Source organism: Phocaeicola barnesiae DSM 18169 = JCM 13652, assembly GCF_000374585.1.
GTDB classification, from domain to species: Bacteria; Bacteroidota; Bacteroidia; order Bacteroidales; family Bacteroidaceae; genus Phocaeicola; species Phocaeicola barnesiae.
This window is the reverse complement of record NZ_KB894643.1, coordinates 387,621-400,613: the sequence shown is the minus strand read 5'-3', so window position 1 is coordinate 400,613 and position 12,993 is coordinate 387,621. Positions and strand designations below refer to the sequence as shown.

The 12,993-nt window shown below is 45.2% G+C and carries 10 protein-coding genes; 6 read left to right on the top strand and 4 right to left on the bottom strand.

Going from position 1 to position 12,993, the window contains the following annotated elements; translation table 11 throughout:
• Positions 1-276: 276 nt before the first annotated feature.
• The 3 genes from C510_RS0101665 to C510_RS0101655 form a co-directional block, all read right to left on the bottom strand.
• On the bottom strand, positions 277-1,230 hold the full coding sequence (locus C510_RS0101665) for an Rpn family recombination-promoting nuclease/putative transposase (protein ID WP_018709601.1): 954 nt from the start codon (positions 1,228-1,230) through the stop codon (positions 277-279).
• A 168-nt stretch (positions 1,231-1,398) separates the two neighbouring features.
• A complete protein-coding gene (locus tag C510_RS0101660) occupies positions 1,399-2,655 on the bottom strand; it encodes a phosphoglycerate kinase (RefSeq protein WP_018709600.1) in 1,257 nt (418 codons plus the stop codon).
• Between the two features lie 206 nt (positions 2,656-2,861).
• Positions 2,862-4,205 (bottom strand): OmpP1/FadL family transporter, encoded by a 1,344-nt coding sequence (locus C510_RS0101655; RefSeq protein ID WP_025892105.1) that lies wholly within the window; start codon positions 4,203-4,205, stop codon positions 2,862-2,864.
• A 241-nt stretch (positions 4,206-4,446) separates the two neighbouring features.
• Here C510_RS0101655 and C510_RS0101650 point away from each other — a divergent pair, with 241 nt between their 5' ends.
• Both C510_RS0101650 and ffh read left to right on the top strand, forming a co-directional pair.
• Complete coding sequence (locus C510_RS0101650) at positions 4,447-5,769, top strand: MATE family efflux transporter (protein WP_025892106.1); 1,323 nt, start codon at positions 4,447-4,449, stop codon at positions 5,767-5,769.
• An 86-nt stretch (positions 5,770-5,855) separates the two neighbouring features.
• Positions 5,856-7,181: a signal recognition particle protein gene (gene ffh / locus C510_RS0101645; RefSeq protein ID WP_018709597.1), complete on the top strand. Its 1,326-nt coding sequence runs from the start codon at positions 5,856-5,858 to the stop codon at positions 7,179-7,181.
• 53 nt (positions 7,182-7,234) lie between these two features.
• Here the strand turns inward: ffh and C510_RS0101640 are convergent, their stop codons facing one another.
• The gene (locus C510_RS0101640) at positions 7,235-8,797 is read right to left on the bottom strand and encodes a DUF6377 domain-containing protein (RefSeq protein WP_235300931.1); all 1,563 of its coding nucleotides are present in this window, start codon (positions 8,795-8,797) and stop codon (positions 7,235-7,237) included.
• Between the two features lie 514 nt (positions 8,798-9,311).
• Between C510_RS0101640 and C510_RS0101635 the strand changes: the two genes are divergently transcribed.
• The 4 genes from C510_RS0101635 to C510_RS0101620 are packed head-to-tail and all read left to right on the top strand — an operon-like array spanning position 9,312 to position 12,974.
• A complete protein-coding gene (locus C510_RS0101635) occupies positions 9,312-9,536 on the top strand; it encodes a Sec-independent protein translocase subunit TatA/TatB (RefSeq protein ID WP_018709595.1) in 225 nt (74 codons plus the stop codon).
• Positions 9,537-9,541: 5 nt separating this feature from the next.
• Positions 9,542-10,351 (top strand): twin-arginine translocase subunit TatC, encoded by an 810-nt coding sequence (tatC, locus tag C510_RS0101630; RefSeq protein WP_018709594.1) that lies wholly within the window; start codon positions 9,542-9,544, stop codon positions 10,349-10,351.
• Between the two features lie 30 nt (positions 10,352-10,381).
• Entirely contained in the window at positions 10,382-11,464 is a 1,083-nt protein-coding gene (locus C510_RS0101625) for a Gfo/Idh/MocA family protein (RefSeq protein ID WP_018709593.1), read from the top strand.
• Positions 11,465-11,498: 34 nt separating this feature from the next.
• The gene (locus C510_RS0101620) at positions 11,499-12,974 is read left to right on the top strand and encodes a Gfo/Idh/MocA family oxidoreductase (RefSeq protein ID WP_022340358.1); all 1,476 of its coding nucleotides are present in this window, start codon (positions 11,499-11,501) and stop codon (positions 12,972-12,974) included.
• Positions 12,975-12,993 lie beyond the last annotated feature (19 nt).

Sequence of the window (12,993 nt, the reverse complement as noted above, 5' to 3'; positions counted from 1 at the left end):
TTGAAATATGAATCAGAAGGGTTCGTCAAATTTCTTCTTATGTAAGATGAATTTTTGATTTAGAACTTGACATTTTTAATTATACAGAGAATGAGCCTATAAGGACAAACTTACAGCTGAATCCTGTTTCCATTTACACAAAATCTTGGACAGTTCCCATAAAAGTCGGTATAATACGAGTCTACTCGTCGAAAAATTACCCATTTGGTCTTATGACTAATCATGCTCCATGAGGGTGCGCGGTGCATCCTCATGGGGTGGTCAGTTGATTATCAATTATAGTAGCTGGGTTATCTCTTCTTCCGACAAGTCGGTGAGGAGCATGATTTCTTCGATAGGGTAGCCTTTGGTTTTCATCCGCCGTGCAGTTTCGATGGCTTTCTCTTTCAGACCTTCTTTCAGACCTTCTTCCCGACCTTCTTTCAAACCTTCTTTCCGACCTTCTTTCCGACCGATTTCTCGTCCTTCTTGACGACCTTCTTCATGACCTTCTTTCTTGGCAATCATCATGGCCGTATCAATCATATTTTTCCAATCACGGTAAGCCTTCAGGCTGTCCTCGTAGGCTTCGTATTCCACTTTCGTGAACTTGGCGATTTCAGCGGCTTCGAAAAGACGGGTAAAGACACGTTCCTGCAAGGCCTTGGGGCGCTCCATCAGGCGTGACAGGTTCCGGAGGACGAAGAGCCATTTCTCGAACATAGTATGAAGTTCGTCTTCGGTTTTGTTGAATTTGGGCATTTCCAGGTAGATGAAGGTCAGTTTGTCGTAGAAGACTTCTTTGGTATGGTTATCCAGTAGTTGGACTTCGTGGTGAAAATAGTTGTCATCCTTCTCGTCGAAAGTGAAGTTCAGAATACCGATGATGTAGATACCTTTCAACTGGTAGTCCCAGTCTCCGCGCTGAGCCTGTTCACGGATAGGGAAGGTGGCGTAATAGATGCTGCGGTCCTTGAAATATTGTTGCAGGCCACGTTGCATTTCCACCAATATCTTTTCACCCTTCTCGTTTTCGCAATAGACATCGAACACCGCTTTGCGGTCAGCTTCGCTGGTGCCCAGGTGTTCAGTATTGAGGTAAGTCAGGTTTGTGATGACCTCTTTCCCGTGCAACAGGCTATTGATGAAACTGATAAGGAGTTCCTTATTTATTTCCGTACCGAAAAGCTTCTTGAAACCGAAGTCGGTATAAGGGTTGATGTATCTGTCTTTCAGGTCTCTGCCGTTCATAAGTGTAAGGAATAAGTTGTATTTTCACAAAGATAATAATTTAATGTATTTATCCAACGTGTAAATCGCTTTTTATCGATGAGTAACAGATGGTGGCAGGAGCGGATAAAATAAAAAAGGAGGCATTCGCCTCCTTTTTCATTTATGCTATGAATGATTTGTTCATGCTTATTTGTCGCCACGGATAGCTGCGATACCCGGCAGGATCTTTCCTTCGATAGCTTCCAGCAAAGCACCACCACCTGTAGAGATGTAAGATACCTGGTCAGCCATACCGAACTTGTTGATACAAGCTACAGAATCACCACCACCGATCAGAGAGAAGGCACCTTCTTTAGTAGCTTCAGCGATTGCTTCAGCGATTGCTTTAGAACCACCTGCGAAGTTGTCGAATTCGAATACACCGGCAGGACCGTTCCACAGGATAGTCTTGGCACCCTTGATGGCAGCCTTGAATTCTTCTTGAGTCTTAGGACCTGCATCCAGACCCATCCATCCGTCAGGAATGTTCTTGTCGTCGCAAACCTGAGTGTTGGCATCGTTAGCGAACTTGTCAGCAGCAACGCAGTCGCAACCCAATACCAGGTTTACACCTTTAGCTTTAGCTTTAGCGATGATGTCAAGAGCCAACTGAAGTTTGTCATCTTCTACCAGTGAGTTACCGATTTTACCGCCCTGAGCTTTAGCGAATGTGAATGCCATACCACCACACAGAATCAGGTTATCAACCTTATCCATCAGGTTTTCGATGATACCGATCTTAGTAGATACTTTAGAACCACCCATGATAGCAGTGAACGGACGTTTGATGTCTTTCAATACGTTGTCAACAGCCTGTACTTCTTTTTCCATCAGGTAACCCAACATCTTGTGGTCAGCGTCGAAGTAGTCAGCGATAACAGCTGTAGAAGCGTGTTTACGGTGAGCGGTACCGAATGCATCCATTACGTAGCAGTCAGCGTATGAAGCCAATGTTTTGGCAAATTCTTTCTGAGAAGCCTTCATTGCTTTCTTTGCATCTTCGTAAGCAGGATCTTCTTTTTCGATACCTACCGGTTTGCCTTCTTCTTCCGGATAGAAACGGAGGTTTTCCAGCAACAGAACTTCACCCGGTTTCAAGGCAGCAGCAGCTTCCTGAGCTTTGGCGCAGTCCGGAGCAAACTTAACCGGAGTACCCAGAGCAGCAGCAACAGCGTCAACAATCTGGCTCAAAGAATATTTAGCGTTTACTTTACCTTTTGGCTTACCCATGTGTGACATGATAATCAATGCACCACCGTCTGCCAAGATTTTTTTCAAAGTAGGCAGAGCACCACGGATACGAGTATCATCTGTAATTTTGCCTTCTTCGTTCAAAGGAACATTGAAGTCTACACGAACGATTGCCTTCTTACCGGCAAAGTTGAATTTGTCAATTGTCATCATAATCTCAATATTTTTATTAAAGTGTTTTTAATCGGATATTTGATAGCACTGCAAAGTTAAGAAAAAAATGTAACAGGCGTGACTTTGAAGAAATTATTTTCGTGTGATGTGTTATTTTATCTGAATATCAGTGACCGGAAGCAAAAAAAGGCCATCTGTCTATGGTGAAAAAAGACAGATGGCCGACAATTTATCAGATAAATTATTTAGAAATGATAGTTCAGACTCAAGCCGAAGACCTTGTTGGTACGGCTATAGACATCGGTACCCGGCATACCGGTTCCGTTGTAGTTGGCAGATGTCTTGGTATAGTCGTCGTAGGTAGTCCAGAAATAGGCGATGTCCAGGCTCAGGGCATCATTCAGACGAGCTCTGGCTCCGAATCCCAGGGAGTAGGAACTGCAATAGAAGCTGGTATCGGTCTGGAAGTCGTCACTCAGTCCGTAATTGGTTTTCTGGAAACCACCACTGATGGTCAGGTATTTGATGACATCCCATTCGATACCGGCCAGGTATTCGTGGGTACCGTGCTTCAAAGTCTTCTGACGGTCGTTGAGCATACCTGCCCGTTTGTCGTCGAAGAAGTGGTATTCTACCGAGGCACGCAGGGTAGGCAGGATTTCGTAACCGGCGGCCACGCTCAGGAAAGCCGGAATGTCGCTCGGAGTCTGTTCACCGTCGGCGTAGGGTTTGATGACCGCTTCCGGAGTGCCGACCGGTACTTCCAGTTTGTTGGTTTTGTTTTCGATGTTCAGATTGGTCTGGAATTCGTACTTGGCCGCCAGGTTCCAACGTCCCAGTTTCGCATCCAGGCCGATGATAGGCGTCAGTCCCCATCCGCTTTGGTCGCAATCCAGTTCAAGATTAGTTAAAGCCATTCCTCCGAATTCTTCTTTCATCTGAGCTTTCAGATAACCTTCATATCCGCTTTTTACGTAGTTCATACGTCCTCCTATAAAGGCACTTAACCAGTTGTTGAAACGGTAACTTACGCCTAGCTGTACACCGTAAATGTATTGCTTACCGTCCATGGCACTATTGATTTCATACATATCCGGAGTTACGGGTTTTCCTACCAGGCCTGTCAACTGGGCATTGGTATAGATACCTCCGATAGCTAGTGCATCGAACATCGGAAGTCCGTTGTCGAACGAGGCCTTTCCACCTCCTCCGGTGATGGCGAACGAAGCAGAAATGACCCATTTGTCTTTCTTGTAGGCTCCATGGAAACTCGGGATGATGGGGGCAGAGGCAGTACCTTTATAATAACGTTCGGTTGTATTTCCGTCCAAAGTCCAGAGTGGGGAAGTGGCTAGGATTTCGCGGGTCTGGTAGGCGCTTTGTCCGGTAAGTGACAGATGAAATCCGTCTTCAGGCAGGAAGGCCAGACCGGCCGGGTTGCTATAGACACCGTCTACATCGATGGAAGCTCCACGGGCTATCATACGCAGGAAAGCGGCATTCTGGTTGGTATTGGTCAAATAATCTCCGGCAAAGGTTGGAATTGAAACGATTAGTGACGCTGCACCAATCAATAGATTTTTTTTCATTAGAAACATAAATTAGCGTTAATGGCCGCAAAATTAATGTTTAATAGCACATCAAGCAACGGTTTGTGCAATTATTTTCGAGTGGATGCTTTTAAATGGAATAATTTCAAGTGAAACAATGTGTTTAAGGCTCTCTTTGAGATAACCGGATTGCGTAGGCAACGGATATTCTTCTTTGAGACTTTCAGTAGGCTTTTCGCTGGATTTTCTTATCTTTGGAACCTGAAAACAATGCTTTATGATGTATTCGCGGAAAGAAATCTGGCAAGTGACTTATCCCATTCTGTTGGGTCTGTTGGCACAGAATGTAATCAATGTAACCGATACGGCTTTTCTAGGTCATGTCGGTGAGGTGGCCTTAGGCGCTTCGGCGATGGGTGGCCTGCTTTATATCTGTATCTATACCGTGGCTTTCGGGTTCAGTATCGGTTCTCAGATTCTGATAGCCCGGCGAAACGGGGAGCAGAACTACCGGAATGTGGGGCCTATCATGTGGCAAGGTTCTGTTTTCAGTCTGATGATGGCGGCGGCATTGCTGGTGTTGATGTATGTATCTGCCCGCCCGTTGATTCGGGTGTTGATTTCATCGGATGCTGTCTTTGAAGCGACGTATGAGTTTTTTACCTGGCGCATCTGGGGGTTCCTGTTCGCTTTCCTGAATGTGATGTTCCGGGCGTTGTATATCGGCATTACGCAGACGAAAGTCTTGACCTGGAGTGCCGTAGTGATGGCAGTGGTCAATGTTTTCCTGGATTATGTCCTGGTGTTCGGTGAATGGGGATTTCCGGAAATGGGGGTACGGGGAGCGGCATTGGCTTCTGTCATTGCGGAGGCCTCCTCTTTGCTTTTCTACCTGTTATATACTTATTATAAGGTAGACCGGAAAAAATATGGGTTGAATCATTTCGGACGGTTGGATATGGAGCTGGTGTTCCGTATCTTGCGGATTTCGGCATTCACGATGGTACAATATTTTCTGGCAATGGCTATCTGGTTTGTTTTCTTTCTGGCATTGGAACGTCTGGGGCAACGGGAACTGGCCATTGCCAACATTGTGCGGAGTGTGTATGTGGTCATGCTTATTCCGGTACAATCTCTTTCTACGACAGCCAATTCTCTGGTAAGTAATCTGATTGGGGCAGGAGGAACCTCCCATGTCCTGCAACTCCTGCATAAGATAGCGCGGATGTCTTTCCTGATTATGGTGGTCTGTGTGGTGCTTTGTGTGGTATTCCGGCGGCTGGTCCTTTCGGTCTATACCGGAGATGCGACCTTGGTGACCGAGGCGGTACCTTCGCTTTATGTGATATGTGGAGCCATGTTGTTGGCTTCGTTTGCCTTTGTTTATTTCAACGGTATCTCGGGTACGGGAAATACTCAGGCTGCTCTGGTACTGGAAATTGTGGTTCAGGTGTTCTATGCGCTTTATGTCATAGGGGTGGGGATGGTACTCCGTGCTCCGGTGGAAATCTGTTTCACGACCGAGTTGGTTTATTACGTTCTGATGCTGGGGCTCAGCCTTGTTTATCTGAAAAAAGCAAAATGGCAGAATAAAAAGATTTGAGCGAAAGGAATTTTTTGTAATTTTGCACCTTGATTCAAAATGCGCTTGTTGCGCGGTAAACAGCTGATAATAAAAACTGAAAATATATGTTCGATAATTTAAGTGAAAGACTAGAACGGTCGTTCAAGATATTGAAAGGTGAAGGTAAGATTACCGAAATCAATGTTGCGGAGACCTTGAAAGATGTGCGTCGTGCCCTGTTGGATGCCGATGTGAACTATAAAGTTGCTAAAAGCTTTACAGATACGGTAAAGGAGAAGGCCTTGGGACAGAACGTACTTACGGCGGTGAAGCCGAGCCAGTTGATGGTGAAGATTGTACACGATGAATTGACCAAGCTGATGGGTGGCGATACCGCCGAAATCGAGTTGAAGAACCGTCCGGCCGTTATCCTGATGTCCGGTCTGCAGGGTTCCGGTAAGACTACGTTCTCCGGTAAGCTGGCCCGTATGCTCAAGACCAAGAAGAACCGCAAGCCGTTGCTGGTAGCTTGTGACGTATACCGTCCGGCCGCTATCGAACAGCTGAAGGTGTTGGGTCAGCAGGTGGAGGTACCTGTTTATTGTGAGCTGGATAGTAAGGATCCTGTTCAGATTGCTCTGCATGCCATCCAGGAAGCCAAGGCAAAAGGATATGACCTGGTGATTGTCGATACCGCCGGTCGTCTGGCCATCGATGAGCAGATGATGAATGAAATCGAGGCCATCAAGAACGCCATCAATCCGGATGAAACATTGTTTGTTGTAGATGCCATGACCGGTCAGGATGCCGTGAATACCGCCCGTGAGTTCAACGAACGTCTGGATTTCAACGGTGTCGTACTGACCAAGTTGGATGGTGATACCCGTGGTGGTGCCGCCTTGTCTATCCGTACCGTGGTGAACAAGCCTATCAAGTTCGTGGGTACCGGCGAGAAGCTGGATGCTGTTGACCAGTTCCATCCGGCACGTATGGCCGACCGTATCTTGGGTATGGGTGATATCGTTTCATTGGTAGAACGTGCCCAGGAACAATACGATGAAGAAGAAGCCAAACGTCTGCAGAAGAAAATCCAGAAGAACCAGTTCGATTTCAACGATTTCCTGACCCAGATTCATCAGATCAAGAAGATGGGTAACCTGAAGGAACTGGCTTCCATGATTCCGGGCGTAGGAAAGGCTATCAAGGATATCGATATCGACGACAATGCGTTCAAGAGTATCGAGGCCATCATCTACTCCATGACTCCGCAGGAACGTACGCATCCGGAAATTCTGAACGGAAGCCGCCGTACCCGTATCGCCAAAGGTAGTGGTACCAGCATTCAGGAAGTGAACCGCCTGCTGAAGCAGTTCGACCAGACTCGTAAGATGATGAAGATGGTGACGGGCAGCAAAATGGCCGGTATGATGCAGAAGATGAAAAAGAAATAAGTGAAGCGATATGTTTCAATAGAAAGGCGAAGCAAGTCCTGCTTCGCTTTTTTTTATTTGTGGGTGTCTGCTTTTCCTATTTGCATGACTTGATTTTCAAAATCATCCCTTTCGATTCTGGATTTGTTTCTCATCTTTGTACGATAGTTGTAGATGGTACTGATGGAGCACCGCAGAAAACTTGCCATCTTATTGCTATCGACCAATCCTAGCCGGAGTAACGCATAGATGCGTAGCTCCTTGTTCAACAGGTGTTCTGATTTAAGTGTGATTTTCTCGTTTTCGCTCAGCAACGCATTGAACTCCTCTATGAAGGTAGGATACAAACTTAAGAAAATACTGTCGAAATGTTTATAGAGAGCTTCCAGCTCTTCATCAATCTGGCTGGTCGACTTCAATCGTTTGACCAGCATTTCATAGTGGTGATTGATGGCCAGTTTATAGAGTTGGTTCTGGTAGTTCTCCATTTTACTGATGTAACTGGAACATAAATCGAAGAACTGGGCAATGTATTTTTCTTTGATGTTTCCAATCTCATGCAACTCTTCGTTTTTGTGGTTCAGTTCTTCATTCATCAGGTTCAGCCGGTTGTTTAATTCCCTCAACTGTTCGTTGCTCTGAGAAAGCGTTTCCTTGATGCGGGAGATTCTCCGTATCTGTAGAACAATATAAATAGCCAGTAGAATCAAGCAGAAGGAGATACAGCTGATGACAATCAGACTCGTTCGCAATTTGGCTTTCTGTTTGGTTTCTTCTTGTTTGTACTGGGCATTCAGGTCTGTATAGAATTGATAAATCTGCGAAGTACGGAAATGGATGCCTGAAGCTACGGCATCTTCTACGGCTATTTGCGCATAGGTGGAGGCCAGTTCCAGATTCTTGTTCTGAAACTCCATCATCGCCAGAATCTGTAATGACATGTTTTCTCTGGTGGCATTGCGTAAATCTGTAATGGCCGATAAGGTGAAATAAATTTGAGCCTGATCCGGCTGGTTCAGGGTCATGTAATTGAAGGCAAGCCCACAGGTTATCATGGCATAATGGGCACTTCCAATTTCTTCATCGGCCAACAGCTCTTTGAATTTCTTTTCGGCTTCAAGGTATTGTTTTTTGTTTCCTGCAATATTTGCCTGTAATATCTTATAGGATATGCTGGAGTGATCCATGACATGGATGAGTGAGTCATCATACAGTGCAAATTGTTTTTTAGCGTAGGCGTTGTCTCGGGAGGAAATGGAATAATACTCCCAGAACTGGTGGTAGGCGCTATAGTATTCGGCGCGGAGATTCTTGTCCAGTGAACTGCTGTTGATGCTTTGCAGGATTTTTTCAGCTTCCAGATACCTGCCTCTCATGGAACAAAGCAATGAAAGGTCTATTTTAGACCTGGTGAGTTCCGTAGACTTGTGATGGAGAGTTGATAATTCTAGTTTCTTCTCCGCATAATGGATTGCCGAATCGACATTGAATTTCTGATATTCTTTGGAGAGCTGGTCGTATATTTCGTATCGTTGCCAGTCGTCTTGTGGCTTGTTTGTCAACCGGTGTTTGATGGTTCTTATGCGGGTTTCCTTCTTATTTATATATTCTTGTCTGTGTTTGATACAATAGTTCAATGAATCCGACAATTGTCGGAGCAGAGTGCCGGTGTCGGGGGTTTGGGAGAAAATCGAGACCCAGCAGCATGCGAATAAGATGAAAAAAGCAGTGCGTTTCATAAGCCATCACAAAAACTAGATTTAATCGTACGAAATTATAAATAATTTGATTTTTACTCTATTTGTGTAGAGTGTTTTTTCTGAATATAATTTTAATGGACTGATAAACAGCATTCTGTAAAATGCTTCCAGTTTGAAAGTGTAGATGCCATTGGGGGCATTGGAAGTGTCTTTGGATGTATTGTATCATTTTTTCCTTTAGGTTTGGAACGGGTGCCATCTCCAAGTCTTCTCTATAAATTATTGCAGGAGAATACCTGTAACTTCCTGGAAATCGTTTCTTTAGAATTTTTCGGATACTACAAAAAATATTTCATTTTACACGGCCCTTTTCCCTTCCTTTATATTTGCAGCACAAGGTTTCAATGACGACCTTCAATTTTGAATACTAATTTTTAAATCTATTGCTGTTATGGGTACACTTTTATTTTTGGGTTCTGTAGGAACCTCTGAAATCCTGTTGATTGCTTTTATCGCTTTACTCTTATTCGGTGGAAAGAAGATTCCGGAACTGATGCACGGTTTGGGGAAAGGAATCAAGACGTTCAAGGATGGAATGAACGGTATCGAAAAGGATATCAACAAAGGTCTGGATACTGATTTGAACAACGAAACTTCACTTCCTGAAAAGAAATAACCGGTATGCGTGATGTAGTAGATCATATGGAAATGCCACTCTGGGAGCATTTGGAAGTGCTGAGGTGGACATTGATACGGATTCTTATCGCATGGGCCATAGGAGTGTTGACCAGTTTTATGTTTATACCTTCTCTGTTCAATCAGGTGGTGCTGGCTCCGTCCAGAGAAGACTTCTTCTTATATCGGTTTCTGGCGAAATTGAATTCATATACTTCGTTGGTCCCTGATTTTTTGGAGAAGCCTTTCCAGGTGGAGGTTATCAACATCAAGCTGGCATCCCAGTTTTTCATTCACATGTCTTTGTCTTTCTGGACATCCCTGCTGATTATTTTTCCTTATATGATTTATGAAATCTGGAAATTCATTTGTCCGGCTTTGTATGATAATGAACGTATCAAGATAAGATGGGCATTTGTCTTTGGTACATTTATGTTCTTTTTGGGATGTGTGGTAGGATATTCTGTTGTATTTCCTCTGACGTTGCGGTTCCTGTATACGTACGAACTGAGTTCGTTCATTACCAATCAGTTGACATTGGATTCATACATGAATAACTTTTTGATGCTGGTCTTTATGATGGGTATCATGTTTGAATTGCCTTTGCTGGCTGCTTTGTTCTCTAAATTAGGGTTACTGACCCGTACGTTTTTCAAGAAGTACCGGAGGTATGCCATTGTCATCCTTCTGACGGTAGCCGCGGTGATTACTCCGTCTTCGGATCCGTTCACGCTAATGGCTGTCTTTATTCCTATCTATATGTTGTGGGAAATGAGTGCATGGCTGGTAAAGGCGGATGATGTGCCGGAGGAATAAGCCTTTAAAAATTTTAATATCTAAAAGGTTATGAAAGATTCACAGATAAAAATAGGAATCATCGGATTGGGTAGAATGGGCAGATTCTACCTGGATGAAATGAAGAAAAGTGAGAAATGGAACATTGCATACATCTGCGATGTGAATCCTGAAGTCAGAAAAGAAGCGGAGGGTCTGGCTCCGGAAGGCACACGGATTGTAGCAGACGAGCAGGTCATTTTCGAAGACGAATCTGTCCAGGCCGTCGGACTGTTCACGTTGGCGGACCAGCGTCTGTCTCAGATTGAAAAGGCGGTCCGTTACGATAAGCATGTGATAGCCGAGAAACCGATAGCCGACTCCATCGAACGGGAGTGGCAAGCGGTAAAACTGGTGGAGAATAGTTCCATCATCGCTACGGTCAATCTGTATTTGCGTAATGCCTGGTATCATCATGTGTTGAAGCAGTTTGTCGAGTCCGGTGAGATTGGTGAACTGGCCATTATCCGTATCTGCCACATGACTCCGGGATTGGCTCCCGGTGAAGGGCACGAATACGAAGGACCTGCTTTCCATGATTGTGGAATGCATTATGTCGATATTGCCCGCTGGTATGCCGGATGCGAATATGAGACCTGGCATGCGCAGGGGATGAGAATGTGGAGCTATAAAGACCCGTGGTGGCTCCAGTGTCATGGTACATTCCAGAGCGGAATCGTATTCGATATTACACAGGGATTCGTATATGGGCAGTTGGCGAAAGACCAGACACACAATTCATATACTGACTTGATAGGTACTAAGGGGATAGCCAGAATGACTCATGATTTCAAGACGGCTGTAGTGGAATTACATGGAGTTACCCGCACCGAGCGGATAGAAAGACCTTATGGCGGGAAGAATATCGATGTGTTGTGCGACTTGTTTGCCCGGCGTATTCTTGAAGGGAAGCTTTCGCCGGATTTACCTCCGATGCGTGATTCGGCAATTGCGTCCGGATATGCTTGGAAATTCCTGCAGGACGCTACGATGCATGCCTTACCCGCTATCGGTGACAATGCCACACTGGAGGAAATCCGCCAACGGAGAAGGACGATGACAAACGGCTATGGGCTTTTAAAACACTTTAAATAAAAATATTGATAGTATTAACTTTAAATTGAATCTTATGGTAAAAGTATCTCGAAGAGAATTTTTGAAGACAGGAGCTGCCACGTTGGCTTCTTTCACAATCGCTCCTAGTTCTATCTTGGGTAAGAGTTTCGGACACATCTCACCGTCCGATAAGATGAATATTGCTGCTATCGGTGTCGGAGGTATCGGACATAGCAATATTAATGCCGTGAAAGACACTGAAAATCTGGTTGCATTATGCGATGTGGACTGGAATTATGCAAAAGGCGTATTCGATGAGTTCCCCAATGCGAAAAAATATTGGGACTATCGCAAGATGCTGGATGAAATGGGAAAATCCATTGACGGTGTCATGATTGCTACGGCCGACCATACCCATGCCATCATCACCGCAGATGCGATGACAATGGGGAAACATGTCTATTGCCAGAAGCCGTTGACCCATTCGGTATATGAGTCACGTTTGCTGACTAAATTGGCGAAATCGACCGGTGTAGTTACCCAGATGGGAAACCAGGGAGCATCCGGCGAGGGAACAGATCTGGTTTGCGAATGGATTTGGAACGGTGAAATCGGTGATGTCGTAAAAGTGGAATGTGCGACAGACCGTCCTATCTGGCCGCAGGGCTTGAATGAACCGGAAAAAGAAGAACGTATTCCGAAGACATTGAACTGGGACCTCTTTACCGGTCCGGCCAAACTGAATCCTTATAATTCGATTTATCATCCTTGGAACTGGCGTGGATGGTGGGATTACGGTACTGGAGCTTTGGGAGATATGGCTTGTCATATCCTGCATCAGCCTTTCAAGGCCTTGAAACTGGGTTATCCTACCAAAGTGGAAGCAAGTTCTACCCTGTTGCTGAATGCATGTGCTCCTCAGGCACAGCATGTAAAAATGATTTTCCCTGCCCGCGAGAACATGCCGAAAGTTTCCATGCCCGAAGTGGAAGTACACTGGTACGACGGTGGTCTGTTGCCTGAACGTCCGAAAGGATTCCCGGAAGGAAAGCCGTTGATGCCGGCAAACGGTGGTCTGACTATTTTCCATGGAACCAAGGATACGCTGGTTTGTAGCTGCTATGGAGAAAATCCGTTCTTGCTTTCCGGAAGAGTGCCTAATGCACCGAAGGTTTGCCGTCGTGTGACTACTTCTCACGAAATGGATTGGGTACGTGCATGTAAGGAAGATCCGGAATACCGTGTTCCGGTTAAGTCTGATTTCTCCGAAGCTGGTCCATTGAATGAAATGGTCGTAATGGGTGTATTGGCAGTCCGTCTACAGGGCCTGAACAAGACATTGGAATGGGACGGCGAAAACATGCGCTTCACCAATATCGGTGAAAACGAAACGCTGAAGACTTGTATCAAGGACGGCTTTACCATTCATAACGGACATCCGTCGTTCAACAAGACATGGACAGAGCCTATCAACGCGCAGGAATTTGCCGCCGAATTGATCAAGCATCATTACCGTGCAGGTTGGGCATTGCCGGATATGCCTAGATGATTATCCGGAATATCAACAG